This window comes from Labrenzia sp. ATLA3 (assembly GCF_057180185.1).
The window spans coordinates 305,262-329,943 of record NZ_JBXUKV010000004.1 but is presented as its reverse complement, the minus strand read 5'-3'; the positions used below and the strand labels follow the sequence as shown (position 1 = coordinate 329,943).

Annotated in this window: 23 protein-coding genes and 1 riboswitch; of the genes, 7 read left to right on the top strand and 16 right to left on the bottom strand. The window is 58.0% G+C overall.

The genetic code is table 11. From position 1 onward, the window contains the following. Positions 1 to 212: 212 nt before the first annotated feature. On the top strand, positions 213 to 1,562 hold the full coding sequence (locus tag AC2A6O_RS12980) for a cyclic nucleotide-gated ion channel (protein ID WP_209001273.1): 1,350 nt from the start codon (positions 213 to 215) through the stop codon (positions 1,560 to 1,562). Positions 1,563 to 1,567: 5 nt separating this feature from the next. Here AC2A6O_RS12980 and AC2A6O_RS12975 read toward each other — a convergent pair whose 3' ends face one another. From AC2A6O_RS12975 to AC2A6O_RS12940, 8 genes are all read right to left on the bottom strand, one after another. Then, a complete protein-coding gene (locus tag AC2A6O_RS12975) occupies positions 1,568 to 2,005 on the bottom strand; it encodes a hypothetical protein (RefSeq protein ID WP_498927562.1) in 438 nt (145 codons plus the stop codon). Between the two features lie 143 nt (positions 2,006 to 2,148). Further along, complete coding sequence (locus AC2A6O_RS12970; RefSeq protein ID WP_498927560.1) at positions 2,149 to 2,784, bottom strand: glutathione S-transferase family protein; 636 nt, start codon at positions 2,782 to 2,784, stop codon at positions 2,149 to 2,151. Next, positions 2,781 to 3,587 carry an ABC transporter permease gene (locus tag AC2A6O_RS12965; RefSeq protein ID WP_498927558.1) on the bottom strand — a complete coding sequence of 269 codons (807 nt, stop codon included), beginning with the start codon at positions 3,585 to 3,587 and terminating at the stop codon, positions 2,781 to 2,783. Before AC2A6O_RS12965 ends, AC2A6O_RS12970 begins: the two co-directional genes overlap by 4 nt. After that, positions 3,584 to 4,192: an ABC transporter ATP-binding protein gene (locus AC2A6O_RS12960; protein WP_498927556.1), complete on the bottom strand. Its 609-nt coding sequence runs from the start codon at positions 4,190 to 4,192 to the stop codon at positions 3,584 to 3,586. The genes AC2A6O_RS12965 and AC2A6O_RS12960 overlap by 4 nt, the downstream gene beginning before the upstream one ends. Positions 4,193 to 4,335: 143 nt before the next feature. Further along, entirely contained in the window at positions 4,336 to 5,553 is a 1,218-nt protein-coding gene (locus tag AC2A6O_RS12955; RefSeq protein WP_148586320.1) for an NADP-dependent isocitrate dehydrogenase, read from the bottom strand. A gap of 176 nt (positions 5,554 to 5,729) precedes the next feature. Continuing rightward, a complete protein-coding gene (locus AC2A6O_RS12950) occupies positions 5,730 to 6,239 on the bottom strand; it encodes a hypothetical protein (protein WP_498927554.1) in 510 nt (169 codons plus the stop codon). Then, entirely contained in the window at positions 6,230 to 7,618 is a 1,389-nt protein-coding gene (locus AC2A6O_RS12945) for an HD domain-containing protein (RefSeq protein ID WP_498927552.1), read from the bottom strand. Before AC2A6O_RS12945 ends, AC2A6O_RS12950 begins: the two co-directional genes overlap by 10 nt. Before the next feature lie 218 nt (positions 7,619 to 7,836). Further along, on the bottom strand, positions 7,837 to 8,277 hold the full coding sequence (locus tag AC2A6O_RS12940) for an RrF2 family transcriptional regulator (protein WP_498927550.1): 441 nt from the start codon (positions 8,275 to 8,277) through the stop codon (positions 7,837 to 7,839). A gap of 131 nt (positions 8,278 to 8,408) precedes the next feature. On the opposite strand from AC2A6O_RS12940, the gene AC2A6O_RS12935 reads away from it, so the two are divergent. Beyond that, entirely contained in the window at positions 8,409 to 9,830 is a 1,422-nt protein-coding gene (locus AC2A6O_RS12935) for an MFS transporter (RefSeq protein ID WP_498927548.1), read from the top strand. A 9-nt stretch (positions 9,831 to 9,839) separates the two neighbouring features. Here the strand turns inward: AC2A6O_RS12935 and AC2A6O_RS12930 are convergent, their stop codons facing one another. The 4 genes from AC2A6O_RS12930 to aroQ all read right to left on the bottom strand — a co-directional run bounded on the left by AC2A6O_RS12930 (position 9,840) and on the right by aroQ (position 15,583). After that, the gene (locus AC2A6O_RS12930) at positions 9,840 to 9,992 is read right to left on the bottom strand and encodes a hypothetical protein (protein WP_205514225.1); all 153 of its coding nucleotides are present in this window, start codon (positions 9,990 to 9,992) and stop codon (positions 9,840 to 9,842) included. Between the two features lie 168 nt (positions 9,993 to 10,160). Then, positions 10,161 to 11,348 carry a TGL-type protein-glutamine gamma-glutamyltransferase gene (locus AC2A6O_RS12925; protein ID WP_498927545.1) on the bottom strand — a complete coding sequence of 396 codons (1,188 nt, stop codon included), beginning with the start codon at positions 11,346 to 11,348 and terminating at the stop codon, positions 10,161 to 10,163. Positions 11,349 to 11,502: 154 nt separating this feature from the next. Continuing rightward, the gene (locus tag AC2A6O_RS12920; RefSeq protein WP_498927543.1) at positions 11,503 to 14,433 is read right to left on the bottom strand and encodes an ATP-binding protein; all 2,931 of its coding nucleotides are present in this window, start codon (positions 14,431 to 14,433) and stop codon (positions 11,503 to 11,505) included. Positions 14,434 to 15,058: 625 nt separating this feature from the next. After that, on the bottom strand, positions 15,059 to 15,583 hold the full coding sequence (gene aroQ, locus AC2A6O_RS12915) for a gamma subclass chorismate mutase AroQ (RefSeq protein ID WP_498927541.1): 525 nt from the start codon (positions 15,581 to 15,583) through the stop codon (positions 15,059 to 15,061). A gap of 269 nt (positions 15,584 to 15,852) precedes the next feature. Next, positions 15,853 to 16,063, top strand: a riboswitch (cobalamin riboswitch). Between the two features lie 52 nt (positions 16,064 to 16,115). Here aroQ and AC2A6O_RS12910 point away from each other — a divergent pair. Then, a complete protein-coding gene (locus tag AC2A6O_RS12910) occupies positions 16,116 to 16,796 on the top strand; it encodes an energy-coupling factor ABC transporter permease (RefSeq protein ID WP_498927539.1) in 681 nt (226 codons plus the stop codon). A gap of 197 nt (positions 16,797 to 16,993) precedes the next feature. Here the strand turns inward: AC2A6O_RS12910 and AC2A6O_RS12905 are convergent, their stop codons facing one another. Then, the gene (locus AC2A6O_RS12905; protein WP_498927537.1) at positions 16,994 to 17,935 is read right to left on the bottom strand and encodes a LysR family transcriptional regulator; all 942 of its coding nucleotides are present in this window, start codon (positions 17,933 to 17,935) and stop codon (positions 16,994 to 16,996) included. A 105-nt stretch (positions 17,936 to 18,040) separates the two neighbouring features. Between AC2A6O_RS12905 and AC2A6O_RS12900 the strand changes: the two genes are divergently transcribed. Further along, a complete protein-coding gene (locus AC2A6O_RS12900; RefSeq protein ID WP_498927535.1) occupies positions 18,041 to 18,490 on the top strand; it encodes a cupin domain-containing protein in 450 nt (149 codons plus the stop codon). Between the two features lie 7 nt (positions 18,491 to 18,497). Next, complete coding sequence (locus tag AC2A6O_RS12895) at positions 18,498 to 18,884, top strand: hypothetical protein (RefSeq protein WP_148586328.1); 387 nt, start codon at positions 18,498 to 18,500, stop codon at positions 18,882 to 18,884. A 67-nt stretch (positions 18,885 to 18,951) separates the two neighbouring features. Here AC2A6O_RS12895 and AC2A6O_RS12890 read toward each other — a convergent pair whose 3' ends face one another. The 3 genes from AC2A6O_RS12890 to AC2A6O_RS12880 all read right to left on the bottom strand — a co-directional run bounded on the left by AC2A6O_RS12890 (position 18,952) and on the right by AC2A6O_RS12880 (position 22,735). Then, positions 18,952 to 19,674: an HAD family hydrolase gene (locus AC2A6O_RS12890; protein WP_498927532.1), complete on the bottom strand. Its 723-nt coding sequence runs from the start codon at positions 19,672 to 19,674 to the stop codon at positions 18,952 to 18,954. 82 nt (positions 19,675 to 19,756) lie between these two features. Further along, positions 19,757 to 20,443: a hypothetical protein gene (locus AC2A6O_RS12885; protein WP_498927530.1), complete on the bottom strand. Its 687-nt coding sequence runs from the start codon at positions 20,441 to 20,443 to the stop codon at positions 19,757 to 19,759. Positions 20,444 to 20,518: 75 nt separating this feature from the next. Further along, on the bottom strand, positions 20,519 to 22,735 hold the full coding sequence (locus tag AC2A6O_RS12880) for an NADP-dependent isocitrate dehydrogenase (RefSeq protein WP_498927528.1): 2,217 nt from the start codon (positions 22,733 to 22,735) through the stop codon (positions 20,519 to 20,521). Positions 22,736 to 23,038: 303 nt separating this feature from the next. Between AC2A6O_RS12880 and AC2A6O_RS12875 the strand changes: the two genes are divergently transcribed. Next, positions 23,039 to 23,851 carry an RNA methyltransferase gene (locus tag AC2A6O_RS12875; RefSeq protein WP_498927526.1) on the top strand — a complete coding sequence of 271 codons (813 nt, stop codon included), beginning with the start codon at positions 23,039 to 23,041 and terminating at the stop codon, positions 23,849 to 23,851. A 9-nt stretch (positions 23,852 to 23,860) separates the two neighbouring features. Next, a complete protein-coding gene (murI, locus tag AC2A6O_RS12870) occupies positions 23,861 to 24,655 on the top strand; it encodes a glutamate racemase (RefSeq protein ID WP_498927524.1) in 795 nt (264 codons plus the stop codon). Positions 24,656 to 24,682: the final 27 nt, after the last annotated feature.

Below are 24,682 nucleotides of genomic sequence, written 5' to 3'. Positions count from 1 at the left end.
CGAAAGACCTGTGGTTCCCCGGTCCCGGTTCGCGCTTTCGCTTGGCCATCCTTGAAGATGAGGCCTGCGGTGCATCAACCCAGTCATGATCCTTTCTCCCCTATGCACAGCTTCGTGCGACGGAAGAAGGGCTGTCGATGTGCAGGGCTTTGTCGTAGCCTGTCTTTCCGCTATTCATGAAAAAGCGAGCAAATTCAAAAACGGGGGGCTTGGTGTCCGGCCAGGAATTCAAACGAGCGCTCTATGAGGTGCTTGAGGACACAGGCAAACGGCGCATCGGCGCGCGCGTGCTCAAGCAGCTTCTGATCGCGCTGATCCTGTTGAACATCCTGTTTGCGGTGTTGGAAACCGTGCCGGAAATTCGCGATCTCTTCAGCAGCCAGTTGCGCTTCGTTCAATTCGCTAGCGGCTTTATCTTTCTGACCGAATATATCATGCGTCTTTACGTGGCCGATCTGCACCCGCCACTGCGCCGCTACGGGCCTGTGTTTTCCAGGCTGCGCTATGCCATCCAGCCGGACGCGATCATCGATCTGATCGGGGCCCTGCCGCTGTTGTTCGTGTTGTTTCTGCCCAATCAGGCAGTCACGATGGTCATCGTCCTGCGGCTGCTGCGCTTCCTGAAGCTTGCGCGCTATTCGCCCGCCTTGCGGTCGCTGATTTCCGCTGTCGGCAACGAGCGCCGGGCGTTGCTCGGGTCGAGCATGATCATCTTCGGCGTGATCCTGCTGTCGGCCACCGTGATGTATCTGATCGAAAAGGACGACCAGCCGGAAAAGTTTCGCAGCATTCTGCATGGGATCTACTGGGCAATCACCACGGTAACAACCGTCGGCTATGGTGATGTCGTGCCTGTCAGCAATCTCGGCAAGATGGTGGCGGGCATCGTCATGCTGATGGGCTACGGGCTCATCGCCTTGCCGGTTGGTATCATTGCCTCGGCCTTTGCCCGTGAAATCCATAGCCGTGATTTTGTCGTTACCTGGTCCATGGTTGCCCGGGTGCCGCTGTTTGAAGATCTGAAGGCAACCGAGATCGCCGAAGTGTCCAAGCTTCTGCAGTCGCTCCGGGTACAGAAGGGCGGCACCATTGCCGACAAGGGTGATGTTGCCGACAAGATGTATTTCATCGCCGACGGCGAGGTTGAAATTCGCTTGCAGCACGACACGGTCTTTTTGGGAGAGGGCAGCTTCTTCGGCGAACTGGCATTGATCAACCAGACACCGCGGACCGCGAAGGTGGTGGCCTACAAGGATTGTCAGCTTCTGGTGCTTGAGGCTGAAGCCTTGAAGCACCTGATGGACAAGGACGAGAAGCTGGCCAAGAAGATCATGGATGAAGCGCGCGACCGTGTGGCCGCGGGCAAGCGCGTGCTGGGCGAACTGGCGGAAGAGGAATTGCAGCAGGCGGGCGTGTTTGCCTCTTCCGAGCAAATGGACCAGGAGCCTGAACTCTTTGAAAAGGACAGCACGCCGCAAGACGACGACGATACAGACGAGCCAGACAGCGAAGAGGAGCGCCTGAAAGACGCTTCCACTTCAGAAAAGGAACCGGAGCGTTAGACCTGTCAGTAGGGTGTCAGGCCAGGGGGCACCTGGGCATACAGCGGGTCGCCCTGCCAGAAGACATCCGTCGGTCCGACGGCGAAATCGATCAGGTTCCACCGGTTGAACTGGTAGCGCAGCAGCGCATAGGTGACGAGACCGTCCATATATTCGGCCTGCGAAGCAAAGGTCGTGCGGTACGGGTCAATAACGCCGCCTCCCGGCCGTTGCGGAGAAACCTGAACGAAGGCCCAGCCATATCCCGAGCGCATCCAGTTGACCACGAATTCGACCGGCGGACCGACCCTTGCTTCCATCATCGGGCGCACAGCGTCGAGTATGTTCTTGCGTTCGCTTGTGCCGCGCGCAGGTTCATGGACGGTTTGTGCCGATGCTGCCAAACTGGCGCACATCAAGAGAAGAGTGCTCAAGAAAACAATCGCAACTTTCTGAAATTTCATCAAAAAATCCCCTTCTTCAGAAAATGATTCAATGGTGTCTTGCCACCTTTGCCAAGGTGCCGTGGGTGCAACGGCAAGTATCAAGACTAACATGAGTGGCTGGTATTGCCTTCGGGTCTGGAGCGGCGTCCACTGTGCGGTCGTCAGGGGCTGGCGGGTTCGGTCTGACTGAAACTGCTGCGCTCCCGAAACATCCGCAGCCATGAGGACAGCCTGGGCGCTGAGCGCAGCAGGAACCCGCCTTCATCGGTCGTTTCGAACAGGGCCAACATGGGGGCGGCATGGCAGTCGGCAAGCGTTAGCTGGTCTCCCAACAGAAATCCGTCATCGGCGGCAAGTGTTTCCAGCGCGTGGATTATCCTCCGGGCTGGGCCAAGCGCCGAAGCAATCTTGACCTCATCTGCCGACGCACCTTCGCGCGGCTTTGATACCCGTTCCACATAGATGTCCCAAACCAGGGTCTTGTAGGCGTAATTGTCGAGGATGGAGAGAAACTGAGCCATCCGTGCCCGCGGTTGAGGAGAACCGGGCTGGAGTGGCGGCCCGTCGAAGGCCTCGTCGATATAGCGCAGGATGGCCGCCGTTTCGTACAGCGTGAAATCACCATGCTTCAGCGCCGGGATCTTGCCGAACGGCTGCAGCTCGAGATAGCTCGCCGGTGGCCCGCCAGCGGCAAAGACGTCAATCGGGCGAAGCTCATGGGCGACGCCCTTTTCTATGAGCGCCAGACGGGTGGAGCGCACATAAACCGAATAGTCGGCGCCATAGAGTTCGATCATCGTGAGCCTCCGTTCAGACGGTCAAGGCGCAGCCTGTGGCGGGTGTCGGTCATACGCCAGAGGCTGCCGAAGGTGGCGCCAAGGACGCCGAGGCCAGTCGCGCCGCCCAGAAGGAACATGATCATGAGCTGGTATTTCACCGCTTCGCGCGGATCGACACCGGACAGGATCTGGCCCGTCATCATGCCGGGCAGGGACACCACACCGGTGGCAGCCATGGCATTGATGATCGGCGTGAAGCCGGCCCGCAGGGCCTGCCGGGCGAAAGGCCGTGTCGCTTCCCAGCGGGTTCGCCCCAGAAGCAACTGGGCTTCAACCTCCCGGCGGCCACGGGCAAGTGAGGTGTGCAGCGTGTCGAGGCCGAGGCTGACACCGGTCATGGTGTTGCCGAGCACCATGCCGAAAAGCGGCAGCGCATATTGCGGCAACCAGACAGGATCGGGCCGGATGAGGCCTGCCAGCGCGTAGACGGTGACCAGGGTCCCTGCGACCAGCATGGCCGCAGCGCCAAGGCCGGGACCCCAGAGGCCCGATAGACGCCGGTCCTGCCGGGCCCAGATCTCACGCGCGGCAAAGGCAAGCATCACCCCAGCGGCCAGCAGCGTCCACAGCAGGGATCCGGCAAAGAAAATCGCCTTCAGCACAAGCCCCACCAGAATCAACTGCACGCTCATGCGCAGCGCCGAGACAATGAGCGTGCGGGTGAGGCCGAGATCCAGAACGATGGAAAACACCGCGTTCAGAAGCAGGAACACCGAGGCTGCCACGAGGTCCCAGTAACTGAGGGCGAGATAGCCAGTCACGCGGTGGCCTCCTCACAGGGGGCGGCCGACAAGCGGCCTTTGTCCATGATGAAGTGCCGTGCGCCAAGACGCTCCGGCTGACCGGGATCGTGACTGACGATCAGAAGCGCGCGATTGGCCTCAAGCTGCTTTTTCAGGAGCGTTTCGACCAGCGTGACGGAAGGCGGGTCGAGGGCGGACGTCGGTTCGTCCAGAAGCAGGACCTGCGGTGCGGCCTGGAGCGCGCGCACAAGGGCAAGGCGCTGGCGCTCGCCGGTTGAAAGGCGGGCAATTTCCCATGAGCGTGCATCGGCAAGGCCGACCTGCTGCAGGAGGCCAGAAAGGTCCGCGGTTTCAGCAAAATGATCCTGAACGCGGTCTGCCCACCAGCCGCTTTCGGCTGGCACATATGCAATCTTGCGGCGCCACTCCGGCGCCAGCATGGATTCTCGTTCCCTGCCATCCAGAGCGACATGCCCGGAGCTTTCATCAAGATCGGTAATGGCCCTGAGAAACAACGATTTTCCGGCGCCGGACGGACCTGAAATCGCCACGGCTTCCCCTGCTTGCAACGTCAGGTCAATGGGGCCGATCAGAGGTGTCTTCAATTCACGGATTGTCAGCACCCGTCCTCTCCTCTGGCTACCGGCCAGGCGAGTCTAGCGCGGGCAGGGGACGGGGACAATCGGTTGATTGCCTTTGGGCCGGAACGCAAAACACCGCGGACACTGTCCGCGGTGTTGTTTTTTCAATCCTTGATGGCAGTGCTTCAGCTTGCAGCCATGGCCTTTGCAAGGTTCTCGTCGATCTTGTCGAGAAACCCGGTGGTGGTGAGCCAGGCCTGATCCGGACCGACGAGCAGGGCCAGATCCTTGGTCATGTGGCCCGATTCCACCGTGTCGATGCAGACCTTTTCCAGCGTGTGCGCGAAACGGGCAAGTTCCTGGTTGTCATCGAGCTTGGCTCGGTGTGCGAGGCCGCGGGTCCAGGCGAAGATCGAGGCAATCGAGTTGGTCGAGGTGCTTTCGCCCTTCTCGTGCTGGCGATAGTGACGTGTGACCGTGCCGTGGGCGGCTTCCGCTTCCACCGTCTTGCCGTCCGGTGTCATCAGCACGGACGTCATCAGGCCGAGCGAGCCGAAGCCCTGGGCAACGGTGTCGGACTGGACATCGCCGTCGTAGTTCTTGCAGGCCCAGACGTAACCGCCCGACCACTTGAGCGACGAGGCGACCATGTCGTCGATCAGCCGGTGTTCGTACCAGATGCCGGCTTCCGCATACTGGTCCTTGAACTCGGCTTCGAAGATCTCCTGGAACAGGTCCTTGAAGCGGCCGTCGTAGGCTTTCAGGATCGTGTTCTTGGTGGAAAGGTAGCAGGGCACTTTTCTCATGAGCGCGTAGTTCAGCGACGCGCGGGCGAAATCACGGATCGAGTCGTCGAGGTTATACATCGCCATGGCAACGCCGGCGGACGGTGCGTCATAGACCTCGTGTTCGATCACCTGGCCGTCGTCACCGGTGAAGGTGATGGTCAGCTTGCCCTTGCCGGGGAAGCGGAAGTCGGTGGCGCGGTACTGGTCGCCGAACGCATGGCGGCCAACGATGATCGGCTGGGTCCAGCCCGGCACCAGGCGCGGCACGTTCTGCATGATGATCGGCTCGCGGAAGATCACGCCGCCAAGGATGTTGCGGATCGTGCCGTTGGGCGACCGGTACATGCGCTTCAGGCCGAATTCCTCAACTCGGGCTTCGTCCGGCGTGATGGTGGCGCATTTGACGCCGACGCCATGTTCCTTGATGGCGTTGGCCGCATCGACCGTGATCTGATCATCGGTCTCGTCGCGTTTCTGGATCGACAGATCATAGTAGAGCAGATCGATGTCGAGATAGGGATGGATCAGCTTGTCCTTGATGAAGGCCCAGATGATCCGGGTCATCTCGTCGCCGTCAAGCTCGACGACCGGATTGTCGACTTTGATCTTTGCCATGGAGCGCATTGCCTCGCGTGTCTGGAAGTGGGGAAGGCGAAACGGAAATCTCTACGATAGATGTTGTATCGGATTTCTATTGTGTGCGCTTGTATACAATGCTGCGCTGCGAGACAAGGTGGTTAGTTAGATGTTTAATTTAATTCCGTATCCCACTTAGTATAGGTTGAATGCGGTTACGCTATGGATGGTAATTGTCGGGGGGTGTCGATTTTCGACAAGTTATTTAATAGGTCTTTGGCGGCACTTATTCGGGAAGTGTCCGATTTGTCTGGCTTTCTTCTGCATGTTTCTTCCCAAGGATCAGGATAACCTTCCTCAGACAAGAATACAGCGGTTGCCGCCAGCTCCAATACAACTGCATCCGCTTCCGCAGCAATTTGAGCAAACTCCCGACGATTTTCGGGGCCGGTAGCTTCGGTGGCTACTGTAAAAATAGAATAACTACCGCCCCAGCTGGTGGGTTTTTCGATTTCATTAAGATCGCCAAATAAATTGGCTAAACCCGCTGCATTCGCGAGGTTTTCACTATATGGACCGTAATGTTTGTAAATAAAGTCAAAATGATCTTCCAATCCAACTTGGCTAAGAAGATAGGCAATTTTTTGAAGCCGAGTTCGACCAACAATTCGGCCTCCGGAGTCAGCGACGATTGCAGCTACTTTAGTTGTGTCGCTCAGCGCCATGCTCTAACCTCCTCCTCGATGATTGTATTGACAATATTCTCAGCTTCGACGTCGTCATCTGAACGATAAGCTCGCAAAAGCTTAAATTCTTCAAGACTGGAAACGACACTCGAGCGTTTCTTTAAGTCAATATGACTATCTCCATCAGTACGTATATTGATTCTGCCCACGGCGCCAACGTGATCTTTATATGGAGATCGTTTCGCTTCATCTAGCAAAATTCGTGGAATCTCTTTACTATTAGATTTATTCCACTCAGTTAATTTTTCGTTTACCTTCGCGCAGCATTTTTCAATCTTAAGATATTCTTCTGGATTTCCTGTGCACTCAGGATCAAAGCTGTGACTTACAATGGCTCGAATATCTTGACACTTATATAGCTTTCGCTCACGCAAACGGGTTGCAAACTCAGAAATCAGTTTATCAGTCGCATCAATCAAAACCGAAAGTGCGCCTAAAACGATGGTGTCGTCCAAACAAAGGGCAATATCCAAATTGCTAGGGTTAAGTGCAAATCTAATTAATGGGTGATTTTCAGGTAATCCTGTCTTTTTAATGCCTCCATTTTGAGCCAGTTCAACAATTCGAACTACCAACTCAACAAAAATCTTTTCTGCTGATCTCGTAGCTTTATGGAAATAAACGGTTGGATATAATTGAAAAAGTCCAAGCACATAGGCTTCAGCAGCGTGAATTGCTTTTGGGCCAATTACAAACGTTTCCACTGAGCCTGTTTTCGCATCATCTACCCCGGTTGGAAGTGAAGCAATCTCGAGATTTGCGATTAGCCAATTAAAGTCAATTGCTGCGTGCTCAGATCCAGTCATTAGCCTGTCTCTGCGCATATAGTCTAGTCTATCTGCATCAAATTGGCTCGAGACCACGGCATTATGTACGGTGACTTTACCTTCCTTTTTTATAACATCCGCAACATCTACCGCGAAACCGCTCCCCATTTCATTCAAGACATCAGCCACTTCACCTTCGCGAATGATCAAATCACTAACGTGTTCATGATCAGCAAGCTTCAAATTCAGCCTTTTGCCAATAGTTTCGAAAGCGTGGCTAAAAGGGCCATGCCCGAGGTCATGAACAAGCGCAGCTGCCAGGGCAACGTTCTCACGAGACTCCGAGCGATTTCCGCTTCTGCGAATTACCTCAATTAGATGGCGTGCTGTGTGAAAGACACCAACGCTATGAGCAAAACGAGAATGGCACGCACCAGGATAGACAAGCTCAGAGAAACCAAGTTGCTTTATCCTGCGCAGCCGCTGAAAGGGCCTAGTTTGAATCACTTTCCAAAGTGTTCGCTCCAGTTCGATTTCAGTCTTAAACTCGATAAGGTTGTGTAGAGGGTCACGGATTCTCTGTGTCGTCATCTCGTAAAAATTAAGAGATTCGGGCTGTTTCCACCATAGGTAAGTACGCCGAATTTTGTAGATATTTGAATTTTTTTGCAAAAATTTGGGCTTCGAAGCCGAAGGGGATTCCTCCGAGCCACTTGTTTGTGAAACTCTCTCTAGGGTTGCATGATTTTGCATGAGAACAAAGATAGAACATTTGTTTGGAGATGTCCAGAAAAGGGCTCAGTTTGTAATCACAATTTTTCTATATGCGACCTGATGTGCTCCGCATACGGTGCGACGATATCCGCTACGGTTACGTTTTGAAGTTCTGTCTTGAATGTCTCCCGCGCTGCCTCCAGCGCCGACGAGGTGGCCAGGTTGGCAGCCTGTTCCAGCAGGCAGCTGGGGGCGTCAGCGGACTGGCCGACGGCAAAGAGCTGCGGTGAGCCGAGGGCGGCATAGACCTCGGCCAGCGAGATGCTGTCCAGGCTCCTGGAAAGCACCCAACCGCCGCCATGCCCCTTGGTGGCGCCAACGAAACCGGCATCGCGCAACCCCGCCATGGTGCGCCGGACGAGGGAAGGGTTGGTGTTGAGCATCTTCCCGATCTGGTCGGAGGTTACGGGGTCTTCTGTCTGGTCCAGATGCAGGAGCACGTGAAGCACGCGGGGCAATCGGCTGTCAGTTCGCATCAATGTCTCCGTTTGGAAAACCTTATGCCGGATTCGGTTACGTGACAATTCGAGGTACATGAGATTGACGTGCGCTGTTTTGTGACTTTAAAAGTAACAAAATTGAATTCACGCGCACTCAGGAGTTCCGGATGTCCCTTTTGTTCCTCGGCGCGGCCGGGGGAAGGCCCAATCGCTGGGCGGCGCTCGTTGCGCTCTACCTTGCCATGTTCATGAATATTCTCGATGTAACGGTGGTGAATCTGGCGCTGCCGTCAATCCGGCAGGGGCTCGGGGCCACGGATACCCAGCTGGAATGGGTGCTGGTCGTCTACGTGCTGGCCTTTGCCGCCGGTCTGCTGCCCTTCGGCCGTTTCGGGGATGTTGCCGGCAGGGGGCGCATGTTCCGCTGGGGTGTTGCCGGGTTTACCGTCAGTTCTCTGGCGTGCGGATTGGCACCCGACATCACCTTCCTGATCGCCAGCCGGGCGTTGCAGGGGCTTTGTGCGGCGATGATGGTGCCTCAGGTGCTTGCTATCGTTCACGTGATCTTCCCGGCCGAGGAAAAAGGCAAGGCCATCGGTCTCTTCGGCTCCGTCAGCGCCCTTGGGGCCGTGGCGGGTCCGCTGCTCGGTGGAGCAATCGTGGCTGCAGACGTCTTCGGGCTGGGCTGGCGGCCCATCTTCCTGATCAATCTGCCTGTCGGGCTGATTTCTCTTGCCGGCGCACTTCGCTTTTTGCCGCAACTTGAAACCGAAAGCCGGGTGACGCCGGACTGGGCCGGGACTTTTTTCTTTGTTGTCGCAGTGCTGGCGCTGGTTTTTCCTCTTGTGGAAGGCAGGCAATTCGGCTGGCCGGTCTGGTGTTTTGCCCTGATGGGTCTGAGCGCTGTTCTGGCCGTGCTGTTCTACAGGTTGCAGCGTCGCAAGGCGCGTCTCGGCCGGGCCCAGCTGCTGCCGGTCGTTTTGACGAGGGATCGGGTGTTTGTTGCCGGTGTCGCGTTTGTCGCGCTGTTCTTTTCCAGCCTTGCCGGACTGTTCTTCATGATGGCGCTCTTCCTGCAGGCGGGCCTAGGATTGTCACCGATGATGGCCGGGTTCATCCTGGCGCCGCATCCGGTGGGTGTCATTCTCGCCTCCACGCTGACAGGCCGTTTTGGCACAAGGTATCAGGCAGCACGGATCAGCCTTGCCATGCTGGCGGTTTTTTGCGGATTGTTTGCGGCGCGACTGCTAATTTCCCAAGGCACCCCCGCAAGCCTGCTGGTGGTGCCGTTCCTGATTGTCGGTCTTGGAACAGGGGCCACCATTCCAGCGTTGTTCCAGCTCGTGCTGTCGCGTGTTTCCGGACCGGATGCCGGTGCGGGGTCCGGGGTTTTGCAGGCCTTTCAACAAATCGGTATGGCACTTGGTATCGCGGTGCAGGGCCAGATCTTCTTTCATGGCCTGGCAGGGGTGCGCAGTGAGGCACTGTATCGGGAGGCGGCTGCTTCTACGCTGCTTTATCCGGTTGGTGTGTGTTGTGTGCTCACACTGCTCGCTGTTGGTCTTGCTTGTAAAGTCAGCAACAGATGAGCCGCGTCTTCAAAGCTGCTGCAAGCGAACGGTCCAGTCCGCTCCGGCAGGGGCGTTGAGCCCGGAGACAAACTCACGGGCGATCAATCGGCTCCATCTACCCCTGTAATGATCGTAGCTGCGACCAGCGCTCCAGGAATCGTGTTGGGTCTTTCCGGTCATGTCCTCCGTCTCCCGCCCAGGATTGTTCCCCCTGCCCAAAAGAGTGCCTGTGAATGTGCATTTGTAGAACGGCAATCGGTCTCATCGACCGATTGAGACCCTCTGTCGTCTGGTGGATTGCCGGCCTTTCCCGTGACAGGTCACTGGGAAAGGCCCTGTTGCCGTGTGTCAGCCCGAAGTCAATCCGGATTTCAGCTTCACGAGGACCCTGACGACAGCGGCGGGGTCGCGGCGGTCGGCTTCCGGGTCATGATAGGTAAGCACGACGGTCGCCCCGGGAACGTCGAAGCGTGAGGCCGGGTTCTCCAGGTCTGAGCTTTGCTGCTGGTGCAGGTTGAGCGCGGTGATGCCGAAAAGGGTCGCGCATTCGCAGACCGTCGTTCGCTGGTTCTCATAGGTATCCCGGGCAATGGCCTCGTAGCCACCTGCCTTGAGCGTGGTGATCGTCGGGACGGTGCCCCGGGCAGGGTCAGCGGACTTCAAGGGCAGGGCCTGTTTGGTGATTGACGAGGGGATTTGCAGCAGACGTCGGATCGTGAACCGGACTTCCGACATCGGGCAGGGCACGATATGCGGATAACAGTCGTGATAATAGGCATTGACCAGAGAGGCGCGCAGGTTCTGCTCGCTCAGCCAGCTTGCCCCCATGCCTGAGTAATGCCGTTTGCCGAGCATGTCCTGGCCCATGTACATGGCGTTGAGCCCCTGCCAAAATCCGTCGGGCGCCCAGTCCAGGTAATCGTTCTTGTTCCTGAAGTACATGTAGTCGCCCGGGATCGGCGGATCCTGCAGCGATGCCTTGTTGGCCATGAACTCTGTTGCCGGATTGTCTGTCCAGGGGCCGACCAGCATGGTGCCGAACTGGTTTGCGATTTCTCTGAACCGCTCGGAGCCGAGCCCGTTCAGAAGGCCCCAGAAGACAGTCAACTGAAAAGCTCCCGCGCATTCGCCGCGGAAGGGCAGCGTGTGCCCTTGTTTTGGCTGGATGGCGTCCAGGGCGTCTTCGTTGACAGACTGCTGCCAGTCAGCGTCGGTGCCACCCGGCGTTTCGAACGCCCAGTATCTGGAAACGCGGCTATCGTCCGTCGTCCCCAACCTTGCTTCCGGTCCGGTCGAAGGGTCGTAATAATCGCAGTCGTATAGCCCGGAGGTGAGGGCTGTCATCGAAGCGACGGCCCCGACCCGGAACAGTAGATTTTCCCAGAAATGCTGGAGCGAGGGAAATTCGAGCGGCTGGGTTTGTGCGGCCGAAGCGGAAATGATCTCGTCAGCCAGTCGGCCCTCGATCGTTTCCTTGTGCTCGTCTCCGGCAAGGTCCGTCAGATCAAGCTTCAACTGCGCGGTGTCGCGTATCATGTGTCCTTCAATTAGAAGGCCATGTTTCACAAGTGTCTGTATCGTCATGTTTGCCCCATCAATAGCCCTGCACCTTTTTGGTGCTTTTTTAAAATATGCAGCTATTGATTTAAATTTGGTGATTTGTCGGACAAATTTATCCGTGTCTTGGGGCTTAAACCGTAGAGAAACCGGCCAGATGAGGCTTCAGGTTCAAGAGATGCAGATCGGTTCCCGACCGGCGGGCATGGCTGGCGGATTTGCCGAGAAGCGTGCCGACCAGATGCCGTGCATGCGGGCGCGTTGCTTTTGCGGCAAGCGCGGACAGGCGCAGCAATTCGGCGTCATAATAACGTTCGCCGGAGCGGCGCGTGAATCTGCGCACTTCTATGAGCCTGTTGACGGCGGTTTCGAGGTCGCCCCGGTGGAGCTGTGCTTCCGCAATCCAGGCTTCCGTATAGGGCCGGGCAAGCACCGCGCCTGTTTCGAGGTAGGCTTTCAGGCCGTCCAGCATTCTTTCCAGTCCGGAAGGATTGCCCGACGTGACCTGGGCCCGGCCGAGGTTTATGTCGGCTTGTGCCAGTTGCTGGGCAAAACCTTGCTCGCGGCTGAGAGCGGCCGCCGCCAGTGCGTGGTGCTCGGCTTCTGCGGAATTTCCCAGGAAATTGTGGGTGGTTGACAGAAAACAGCTGCTGAAAGCCTGGCAGAACGCATGATCGGACAGGAGGGCGGCTGTTTCCAGCGACAGCGCGTTGTTCTGCATGTCGTCCGGGCGGTCCATCAGGGCGTAGCACCAATTCAGATAAGACCGTGCCAATATGCCAAGATCCAGACTGTATTTGGTGATCATCTCGTCGAAATCAGCCGCCAAAGCAGCTTCGACCGAGCTCAACAAAAGCTTTTCGGCCCTCGCCAGATCGCCAACGTAGAAGGCTCCGACACCGGTCATATAGAGGCCGGCCGAAATTTCCAGATCGTTCTGTCTCGCCCGCGCAATCCGCAGAAAATCCGCGCTGAGCGTTTTGGCGAAGTCAAGGTCGGCCTTGACGATATGTGCGCCCCACAGGCCCCAGAGCATTTGCAGAATTTCAGGCGAGCCGGTGTCGCTCACCGTGAGCTGGCGCGCGCGGGCGTAAACCTCCTGAACTTCGCTGGAGGCAAAACCGTGATTGGTGATCAACTGGGGGCCGAGCAGCAGCAGGAAGCGGCTGACAGCGATATCTCTCTCCGCCTCGTCACCGATATCCTGTGCCAATTCCAGAGCCTTCTGAAAGTAGCGTCCCGCCTCCCGATGTGCAGCAACGCGAACGGCTTCGATGCCGGCAACCTCCAGATAGTCGAGCGCGGCCGGGACGTTGCCGGCGTGCTGAAAATGGCGGGCAATGACTTCTGGGGCAGCCGGTGGATAGCGCTCCGAGGTTTCGGTCAGCGCTTCGGCGATACGTGCGTGATACCGGCTGCGCGCACCGGGTTCTATGGATTGATAGGCCAGATCCTGAACCAGGCTGTGCTTGAACTCGAACAGCCCATGCTGGGGCGTGCCGACCGGGTAAATCAGGTTGGAGCGCTGAAAGGCCTCCAGCTGGATGGCCAACTCGTCTTCGAGCACTCCGGTAACGGCCGAAAGCAGAGAGATGTTGAATTCGCGTCCGATGACAGCGGCCAGGTGCAGCATGTCCCTATTGCCGCCGAGATGCGACAACCGCGCTGCGAGCGTTTCCCGCAAGGATGCTGGAATAAGATTTTCCGGCCCCCGTTCGAAGAAATGGCTGCCGCGTTCGGCGGCGATATTCATCAGCTCTTCCAGAAACAGGGGAATGCCGTCGCTCCTGTGGACGATGGTATCGAACTGAGCATCCGTCATGTCGGACGGCCGGAGCAAGTCGGCCAATGCCCTTGCCTCGGCCTCTGGCAAATTATCCAGCCGGCACATGGCGTCGGCTGAACCTGGAAGTTTTTCCGGTCCGGTTCCGGCGCGTGTGCTGACCAGGGAGAGGACACGGCTGTGGCCGAGGGCGCCCGGAAGCGCGTCAATCAGCTTCAGCGTGCTTGGGTCCATCCAGTGCGCATCCTCGAAAACGAGAATGACCGGATTGACGTCCGAAAGCCGCCTGAAACAGGCGATGAGCGTCTCGACGGGATTGTCGGCTGCGACCTCCACCTGTGGAACGTGGCTTTCGATGCCGTCGCTTTTGAGAATAGCGCGCAGGTTGGCATTGTCGCGCATGGTCTCGAGCCCAAGGTCATTCAGAAAATTATGAATGACGGTGCTGAGCAATGAGGGGCTTTGCATGCCCTTGAGCCCCAGAAACGCAAACAGACCCTGGGCAACCGGAAAATAGGGTGTGCGCTTGTGGTGGGCGGATCCGAGAAAATTGAGAACCAGCGGTTGGTCCGTCTGTACTTTTTTCAGGAAGGCGCTCATCAGGCTCGACTTGCCGATGCCTGGCTCGCCTTCGATGAGGACGGTTTGCGCCAGTCCTGTCTTCGACGTCGCCCAGCTTTTTGCGAGCAGGCGCACTTCCTTCATGCGGCCCATGAAGAAACGAAGCCTCGGATCCTGGTCTCGCGGGTCGAACCGCGTAGAGGGAACGATTGCCGGCGACACCTCCCAGGCGATTTCCTCTTCGGTGCCGAGCTGAACTTTTCGCGCCATGAAGTTGCTGCGAAAGAGCGCCCGTGCATCTGCCGAGACCAGCAGGACATTTCCCGGTGCATGCTGTTCCAGTTGCGAGGCCTTGTCGTAAACCGGACCGGAAACAGCCAGGGGAGACATGTTTGGGCCGCTATCGAGAACGATGAAGCCTTCGCCGCTTGCAATGCCGCACCTCAAGCGAGCAGGGCACTTGAAACTGCTCCATTCAAAACTGCGGAGAACCTTCTGGGCCGCGAGCACCGCCCGCTCTGCATCGAGTTCGTGCGGATCGGGAACACCGAACGTCAGCACTTTCTGCCCCATTGGTAAATTTACCAGTTTGCCACCGAATTCGGAGGCTGCCACGGCGCACACCGTTGCGAAGCGGCGATCAAGCACCGCCAGCTGTTCTTCGCTCATCTGGTTGTATACGGCTGCCGGATCGTCGAAGCCGAAAACGGCAAGGCTCAATGATGCGCGGAAGGAGCCATGTGAACTATCAGGATCAGTCCATAAATCGCCGTTTCCTGAAGATTTTTCAGTATTACGGTCCGATGCTGTCTCAGTCTTTTCGGTAGAAGAGAGTTTCATTGCTACCCCGAAAATCCAAGAAAAATCCAGAATAAGAATCCGGTACTCGCGTCACTTAAACAATTTATAGTTGTTATCTCTTAACAACAAACCATAAAAGTTACCAAGAAACCAACAATGTCAAAAATACTATGCGTCAATGCGGATTTTGCGCATGGAGAGGCCATGCGCCGATTCAGTCTGGGGCTGGAAAGGCAGTCGTCGTGTCCTGCTAGCGTGCGCGCAGGCCACCGGCTCCGGAGACATGGTCTCCTTTGGCATTTCCCAAGATCGGAATTGCGTGCATGAGAGACGTTTGCAAAAGTCTGAGCGTCCAACACACTGTTCAAATTTTCACCCCGACTAAGGTGCGAGGTCTGAACACAAGCAGCTGAAGGGGCGTGCGTGTCTGCCGCCACTTCTCTGAGATTGGTGAGCGGCGTCAGCGGCAATCGTCTGTCGCGCGACTGCGAGAGTTGCTGGCGATCAATGAAAGCCATCGCCAGCAGGCTTCGAATGCGAATGCCTACTCGTGTACGTCTACGAGGCCCTCAAACAGGGCATTCCTGGCATCATCGGACAGGCATTCCACGGTGACCGCGTTCGTGAAGGCCTCTTTGTCGGAGGCTTCGACAGGGCTCTGCGCAAGCAAGGTCAGAATGTCGTTGCCGAGGCGAAGCAGTTCCGGGCGGACGTCCTTGATCAGGTCCGGAACGTTTTGCGGACGGGCTTCGCCGTCGTTCCACCTTTCGATCCAGCAGGTCTGAATATCCTTTGCAGCATCGATCTGCGCCTGGAAAAACAGGGTAACATTGTCGGCAGACAGGCCGTTCTCGACTGCCTTGGCACGGGCTGCCTCCAGAACCACCTTTTCTCTTGGCAGGTCCTCGACCGGCTTGTCGTTATCCGCCTTCCAGGCAGCAACCGACTGCATGAACGACAGGCGCTCGTTGATGGCGCCGAAGAGCTTTTCGGGCGCAGCCCAGCCGGGTGTGGCTGTGGCGGCGAGGAGGGATACCGCTAGAACGGTTATGGGAATCGATCTCAACATCCTCGAAGATTTTCACAAGTATCCATCCGCGACAAGTCTTAGGTTGTGATCCATGTCCGTTCAACCGAACGACCGGTCTCGGTGATCACGTCGAAGACGGCGGCGGCTGTGATCTTCAGAAGTGCGTTGTCGAGGGCCTGCTCGCGGTTTTCTGACGGGAGGTTCCTCACATTTCGTCTGTGTTGGTCTGGCGGCAAAATTGATGTGCATTGTCGCTTTCAGAGCAAATATGGCGAAAATTCGCTTGCTGTGCAGTGCCAATCCTTGCAAAAATGCCACCATGTGATGGTTTCGCCCGAACAAGCGTAAGGGCGGATGAAATGGGAACACGGTGAGGCGTACCCAACAGGGACCAAGACCGTGGCTGCCCCCGCAACTGTAAGCGAAGAGCCAAGCCCTTCAAGCCACTGGAGATATCCGGGAAGGCGGGCGGTGCAGAGACTCGCGAGCCAGGAAACCTGCCATCCAGCGGTCCCATCGGGCCGGTTTACAACATCTGCTCGCGCACGGAGGGTGCGCAAAGGAGAAACATATGCATATCGAACCGGGCATCGTCGACGGTGCCAAAATTGTGCTCAGCTACGGTACCGCAGCTGCTTCCTTCGGCCTTCTCGGCAAAATGGCGCTCGACACGATCCGCAAGAGCGGCGTTCTCAGTCTGGCCGTACGCTCCGTCATCACGACGGTTGCCGTCTTCTGCTTCTTTGAAATTCTGCCGCATTATCCGGTCGGGGTTTCCGAAGTTCACTTCATTCTGGGCTCCACCCTGTTCCTGATGTTCGGTGCCGGTCCGGCCGCTATCGGTCTGGCCGCGGGGCTTCTGCTTCAGGGTGCGTTTTTTGCACCTTTCGATTTGCCGCAGTACGGCATCAACGTCACCACGCTGCTTGTGCCGCTGTGGGCCGTCAGCCTTCTGGCCAACCGGATCATTCCGGAAAAGACCGCCTATGTTGACGTTTCCTACGCTCAGGCTCTGGCCCTTTCGACCACGTTCCAGACCGGTATCGTCGGCTGGGTTGCCTTCTGGGCATTCTACGGTCAGGGCTTTGGCGCCGAGAACATGGCGTCCGTCGGCTCCTTCGGCGTTGCTTACATGCTGGTGATCCTGGGTGAGCCGCTGGCCGACCTGGCTGTACTGGCTGCTGCCAAGACCCTGGCACCGCTGACCAAGAACCTTGCGTTTGAAAACCGTCTGCACGACGCGGCAGCCTAAGCCTCCAGGCTTCTGCTGATTTCAAACCACGAAGGGCGGCCTCGGGCCGCCCTTTTTGTTTGCCTGTGGGCCGGGCGAACCTGTCAGAGATCCGTAGCCGCTGTCGTGCGGATCTTCTTCCAGTTGGCGTCGGCCTTGGCGATATGGCCTGTTCCGGGCCGTCTCCGGGTTCCGTCAGTCGCGACATTCGGCAGGTTTCAAGGCTCTTCGTGGACGCTCGCGAGAATGTCGATAATCTGGTCGCGAAGCCAGGCATGAGGCGGATCTGAGGTCATCTTCCGGTTCCAGACCATGATAATCCGGGCCGGGTCCACGGGCATGGGAGGCAAGTAGATCTCCAGATCGGAAATGGGCGCCATCCGCCGTGCGAACTGGGTGGGCAGCAGCGCGATGAGATCCGATCCGGAAACGGCGCGGCAGACGCCGCCGAACACCGGTAGCGTCATCGCGACGCGCCGCTTTCTGCCGACGCGTGCCAATGCGGCGTCACCCATTGCGCTGCGCTGGCCTTGCGGAGAAAACAGCACATGTCCCAGGTCGCAGAAGAGATCGATAGGGATAGCCTCTCCAGGCGCAATGCCTGCGCGTTGGAGCCTCGGATGGTTCCTTCGGGCGACCACGCAAAAACTTGAGGTGAACATCTTCCTGCTTTGAACCCACTCCGGCAACGGCGCGGCAAGAATCATAGCCAGGTCGACCTGATATTCCTCAAGCGTGTTGATGTAGTTGTCCGGCACGAGATCAACCAGATGCACAAGCATTGACGGTGCGGTGTGTGCCAGATGGGCTGCAAGCCCGGGCATCAGCATCTCCGCAAAGTAATCGCTGCCGGAAATTCTGAAACTGGCCGTCGATGTTTCGGGTCTGAAGGTCTGCGGGCCTTTCAACAGGACGCTCAATGCTTCCAGATGATCGCGCAACGGCGCTTCCAGGCTTGCCGCAAACGCAGTTGGTTCGAGATGCTGTCCCTTGCGAAAGAAGAGCTCGTCCTCCAGGGCGGTGCGCAGCCTTGCAAGTGCGGCTGATACTGCAGGCTGCGATAGACCCAGTCTTTCTCCGGCTCGAACGGTGGAACCTTCCCGCAGAACGGCATCCAGGACCTTCAGGAGGTTGAGATCGAAGGTCGATAAATTCACCATGGTAATAGACTATATGAGAAATATAGATTTTTCATATAGATTCTGCCGCGATAAGCTCCCTTCCACGAAAGCGCTTTCGTTTCCCGATGTTCACTGGAGGAAACGATGTCAGATATCTTGCTGGGGCCTGACGCCATCGAATGGCTCGGGGTGACCTACCGAACCATTCTTTCCACCGGCGCGAGCGGCGGTGTCATGTCTATCGTGGATAGCGTTTCTCCACCGGGGTCCGGACCGCCGAGGCACATTCACGAGGATGCCGACGAAACCTTTGTGCTGCTGACCGGAGACTGTGAATTCTGGCTCGAAGGGGAACGGTCGGTTCGAGGGCCCGGGCAGACGATGTTCGTGCCAAAGGGCAGTGAGCACACGTTTCGCGTCGTCAGCGATCTGCCAAGCCGGCATCTCGTCATCCTGAGCCCGGGCGGTCTTGAGACCTTCTTTGAGGAGATGGCCGCGGGCCAATACAGAATTCCCGAAGACATGCCGGCCATCGAGGAAAGCGCCCGCCGGTATCACCTGACCTTAACCGGTCCACCACTCAACGTGCAGTGAGGGCATCATGAACAGCAAGTCTCTCGGAACACTCTTCCTGGCAACCGGCGTGATCTTCGCTCTCCTGGGTATGGCCTGGGGCATCCAGATGTCCGTTTCCCAGGATCACACGCTCGCACCGGCACACGGTCACCTCAACCTGATCGGGTTTGTCGCCATGGCGATATTCGGCATCTACTACACGCTGACACCGCAGGCGGCGCAGGGCTGGCTCGGCAAGATCCATTACCTCTTGGCGGTCACAGCCGTTGTCATACTGGTGCCGGGGATCACATTCGCCATTGCAGACGGTGAGGAAGGACTCGCGAAGGCCGGTTCCGTGCTGGCGATTGCCATGATGGCTCTGTTTCTGATTATCGTCCTGCGGAACGGGATCGGATCAAAGGATCGTTGAAGGAGTTTCCCGGGAGGAGCAATCCTGCCGGGGGGGGGCGTTTTTCGGACCGTCAGCCAACCGTTCGTCACGCAGGCGTGCCGGCCAAATAGGCAGGCAGGTCAGCCACGCTGTCCAGAACGACATCGGCCAGGGCATTCAGGTCGTCACGTGCGCTCGTGCCGGTCAGGACGCCGATGCACAGGCCTGCACCTGCCGAACGGGCCATCTCCATGTCATGCGTGTTGTCGCCGACAACGGCAATCCGATCCGGCACAAGGCCGGTTGCCTCTGCAAAGCCGTGCACCATGCCCGGTTTCGGCTTCGGGCCAAATCCGGTGTCGTAACCGGTGACGAATGCAAAGCGAGGGGCAAGGCCGGTGCCGGCGAGAAAAGCCCTGATGGCCGCTTCACTGTCGCTGCTGGCAACACCCAGGGTGAACCCGGTTTCGCTCAGGGTCTCGACTGCCGCAGGAATGCCGGGAAGCGTTGCGGCATCGTGCATGCAGCCGACGAACACGCGGTCAAGATCTGCTGTCAAAGCGCCTTCCTGAAAGTCCGCGCCGCAGGCAATCCAAGCGGCCGCGATTTCGGCGGAGTTGCCGGCCGCAAGCAGGGAACCGGCTGCGGACTTGCCGTTTGCCAGGTCCATGCCGGTCTCTTCCAGAAGTCTGTCGGCCAGAGTTCGGTCGCCCCTGGCTGCGTAGAGCGAGGTTTCGCGATAGGCTGGCTCCCACGTCGCATCGAAATCGAGCAACGTGCCGTCCTTGTCGAACAAGATGGCCGAGATATTGCCTGTGCCGTTTTTCAAGTCCGGTCTCCCGCGGGTATCAGAATGGATCGTACTGTTACTAAGGCAGACTTTCGATCTGCAAGAGCCTTTCAGGGCCTCCTTAGTGTATGACCGTTGCGCCGCGCTCTTTCAGAAGCAGGTCAAACAGAAACGGCACGTTCATGGAGCCGAACCGGCTTGCGCGCGCGACACCTTCGTCGGAGATCTCGACAATGCCGAACATCTTGTAGAGCCGGAAAAGATAGTTCGAAGATTGGTCCAGATCGAAATCGTAGCGGGGATCCGAGAAGAACATCCGGAAGGTTTGCAGCGCCTTGATCGGGAAGCCTGAGTGATGCTCCCGCAGATTGTCGAATTTGGTGCAGAAGTCTTCCAGGGGCTCCCTGTTGCCGTCCAGTTCCTCCATCTGCATTCGCTGAGCGATGACGAAATCGGCGATGTGTTCCTTGCCGTAGTCGGTCAAGCTGCGTTCAACCAGATGTCCCTGCAGGTCTTCGGGCAACGGTTTTTCCGTGACCCTCATGTAGCCTAGGTGTTCCAGACGGGCATAAAGTTCGTTCGTGACGCTGCCAGGTCCCGTCAGGAAGACAGGTTCATGCTCGTCGTCGATCAGCTGTATGGCACCGCGCAGGGTCGAAAAATCACCATCGCTGAGCGCATGCACCAGAAAACTCGTGTCCGGCCACCATTTGGCGGATCGGGTGTCCTGTGTTGCTGAAAAGAGCGAAAACTCTTCTCCGGCCCCGTTGCGGACGCCCGGATGCTGCGTATCATTTGGAAAAGACATTTGAAATGAGCTCCTTGGCGCAAAAAAGAGGGCGGCCGGAGCCGCCCTACTTCTACCCAAGGGGGGAATTGCAAATCAACCGATAATGCCGTTGAGCGTTGCGCTCGGGCGCATGACGGCGGCCACCTTCTCCTGCGGAGCATGGTAGTAGCCGCCGGTATCGGCGGGAGACCCCTGAACGCCATTGAGTTCGGCAACGATGGTGTCCTCGTTGGCAGACAGCGCTTCGGCGATCGGTGCGAAATGCGCCTTCAGCTCGGCGTCCTTGTCCTGAGCGGCCAGGGCTTCAGCCCAGTAGAGCGCGACGTAGAAGTGGCTGCCACGGTTGTCGAGGCCGCCAACCTTACGGGACGGGGACTTGTCGTTGTCGAGCAGTTTCTCGACAGCCTTGTCGAGTGCTTCGGCCAGTACCTGGGCCTTGGCATTGTCCTTGACGGTGGCCAGGTGTTCCAGCGATGCGCCGAGGGCGCAGAACTCGCCGAGGCTGTCCCAGCGCAGGTAGTTTTCTTCCATGAGCTGCTGGACGTGCTTCGGAGCCGAGCCGCCGGCACCGGTTTCGAACAGACCGCCGCCGTTCATCAGCGGAACGATGGACAGCATCTTGGCCGAGGTGCCGACTTCCAGGATCGGGTAGAGGTCGGTCAGGTAGTCACGCAGCACGTTGCCAGTGATGGAGATTGTGTCTTCACCGCGGGCAATACGCTCGGTGGTGTATTTCGCCGCATCGGCCGGAGCCATGATCTTGAGATCAAGACCGGAGGTGTCATGTTCCGGCAGGTAGGCTTCCACCTTCTTGATCAATTCCGCATCATGGGCGCGGGCCTTGTCCAGCCAGAAGATGCCCGGCATGCCGGACAGGCGTGCACGGGTGACACCGAGCTTGACCCAGTCACGGATCGGAGCGTCCTTGGTGCGGCATGCGCGCCAGATGTCGCCGTCTTCGACAGCATGTTCGATCAGCGTGTTGCCGGCAGCATCGACAATGCGGATGGTGCCGTCAGCCGGAGCCTTGAACGTCTGCGGGTGAGAGCCGTATTCCTCGGCCTTCTGGGCCATCAGACCAACGTTCGGCACGGTGCCCATCTTGGCGGGATCGAGCGCGCCGTTTTCGCGGCAGAAGTCGATCACGGCAGAGTAGACGCCGGCATAGGAGCTGTCCGGGATCACGCATTTCGCGTCGGCTTCCTTGCCGTCAGGGCCCCAGCCCTTGCCGCCTGCGCGGATCAGTGCCGGCATGGAGGCGTCGATGATGACGTCTGACGAGACATGCAGGTTGGTGATACCCTTGTCGGAGTTCACCATGTACATGGCCGGGCCATTGTCGAGGGCGGCCTTGATGTCGGAGTTGATCTCGGCAGCCTTGTCAGCTGGCAGAGTGGCGACCTTGGCTTCAATATCACCGATACCGAGATCCGGATTGACACCAAGCTCGGCAAAGGTTGCGGCGTGCTTCTCGAAAACATCCTTCAGGAAGGCGCGGACACAAAGGCCGAAGATGATCGGGTCGGAGACCTTCATCATGGTCGCCTTCATGTGCAGGGAGAACAGGATGCCCATGTCCTTGGCATCCTGAATTTCCTTTTCCAGGAACGCGAACAGTGCCTTGGCGCTCATGTAGGTGCCGTCGATGACGTCGCCTTCATCCAGTACAAAGTCGCCCTTGAGAACCGTTGTTGCCCCGTCCTTGCCGACGAATTCGATCTTCGCCTTGCCTGCGGAAGCGGCGGAAACGGTCACCGACTTTTCATTGGCGAAGAAGTCGTTCCCGTCCATGGTGGCGACGTGGGTCTTGGAGGAGGGCAGCCATTCACCCATGCGATGCGGGTTCTTCTTGGCGTATTCCTTGACCGCTTTCGGTGCGCGGCGGTCGGAGTTGCCTTCGCGCAGCACCGGGTTCACGGCAGAGCCCTTGATCGCGTCATACTTGGCCTTGACGGTCTTTTCCTCGTCCGTTTTCGGCTCGGCCGTATAATCGGGAAGCTTGTAGCCCTGGGCCTGCAGTTCCTTGATGGCGGCGTTCAGCTGCGGCTGGGAAGCGGAGATGTTCGGCAGCTTGATGACATTGGCATCCGGCTGCTTGACCAGATCGCCGAGGACCGCAAGATCGTCGGACTGCTTTTGCTCGTCCGTCAGATACTCCGGGAAGTTCGCCAGAATACGGCCTGCGAGGGAGATATCCTTGGTACCGACGGTCAATCCGGCTGCCTTGGTGAAGGAGCGGATGATCGGCAGGAACGAGGCGCTGGCCAGTTCCGGTGCTTCGTCGACCTTGGTGTAGATAATGTCGGCCATGACAGTCACATTTCCTAGCGTTCGAACTATGGTCAAAGGAGAGGCGCGGGACCGCTCCCGATGAATTTCGACATGCGTATACAATTGTACGCAATCAATTGAAAGCCCTCCGGAAGGTGAAGGGTCTGACGTTTGCAGGTGTTCTAGCAAAGCCTCTGGAAAAGGCAATCGGGGAGGGGAAATCCGACCCTGTCACAGCAGGCGTGACTGACCTGTGGCTGAAACGAAAAACGGGCTGATTGAAATGGAAATGCTCGCAAAGCAGCTTCCCAATCCGCCGAAGAAACGCTAAATCCCCGCCTCATGAGCAAGAATGCACACATCCGAGACGAAGCGCGCGCGGTGAAGGCAAAGCCGCCGGCGGTGATCCTTTGCGAGCCGCAGCTCGGCGAGAATATCGGTACGGCGGCACGCGCCATGGCCAATTTCGGTCTGGTGGATCTGCGGATCGTCAATCCACGTGACGGCTGGCCGAGTGAAAAGGCGAGGGCAGCGGCAAGCCGAGCGGATCATGTCATCGACAAGGTGCAGGTTTTCGACAGCGTCGAGGCGGCCATTGCCGATCTGCAATTCGTTTTTGCCACCACCGCCCGTTCTCGTGAAGTGCCCAAGCCGGTACGCGGACCGGACGAAGCTGCCCAAAAATCCGTTGAACTGGGCACGAACGGCAATGCCACCGGCTATCTGTTCGGCCGCGAGCGCTGGGGCCTCAACAATGAGGAAGTGGCGCTGGCCGACGAGATCGTGACGCTGCCGGTTGATCCGGATTTTGCTTCGCTGAACATTGCACAGGCCGTGCTTGTGTGCGCCTATGAGTGGCGCAAGACCGCGACAGCCGGTGCGTTGCCCTTCATCTTGTCGGAAGAGGTTCATCCGCCGGCGAAGAAGGACGATGTGTTGCGCTTCTTCGAGCATCTGGAAAGCGCGCTCGACAAGGCCACTTTCTTCCGCCCGCCGGAACGGCGGCCGCATATGGTGCGCACGTTGCGCAACATCTTCCAGAAGGCGGAGCTGACCGACCAGGAAGTGCGCGCGTTGCGCGGTGTCGTGGCTTCGCTGGAAAAACGCGAAACGCGGCCGCGCAAGGACAAGACAGGTTCAGGCAGCGAAGAATAGAGGCAGATCTTGCAGGGTTCAGGACCGGTTCTCTTTTTCGACTCAGGTCTTGGCGGGCTCACGGTGCTGCGCGAGGCGCGATACCTGTTGCCTTACGCCCCGCTTCTTTATGTCGCCGACGACGAAGCCTTTCCCATCGGCCGCTGGCCGGAAGCGGAGTTGAAGGCCCGGATCGTCTCTCTGTTCGGCAAGTTGATCGCCGAACATGACCCCAAGGCGGTCGTGATAGCCTGTAATACGGCTTTCACGCTTGCCGGAGACGCCTTGCGAGAGGCGCATCCGGATGTGCCTTTTGTCGGCACGGTTCCGGCAATCAAGCCGGCCGCAGAGCGCACGTCCTCCGGGCTGATTTCGGTTCTGGCGACACCGGGCACGGTGCGCAGAACCTACACCAGAAGCCTGATCGACAGCTTTGCCAGCCAGTGCCACGTCCGGCTTGTCGGCTCAGACCTGCTGGCGGAACTGGCCGAAAAGCACCTGCGCGGTGAAACCGTCGCCGACGATGAACTGTTGCCGGAAATCGCCGACTGTTTTCTGGAGCGGGATGGAAAACGCACGGACATCGTCGTGCTTGCCTGCACCCACTATCCGTTTCTTGCCAACCGGTTCCGCAAGATAGCGCCCTGGCCGGTCGACTGGCTGGATCCCGCCGAGGCCATTGCCCGGCAACTGGTCCGTGTTCTGGGAGAACGGGCCGCCAGGGAACCAGCTCGACATCTGCCGGACCGGGCGATCTTTACCTCCGGTTCTAAGGATCCGGGGTTGGCACGGCTACTGGCAGGGTTTGGTCTCGTGCTCGACTGAAAGACCGCAAGGGTGCGAGTGGACGTT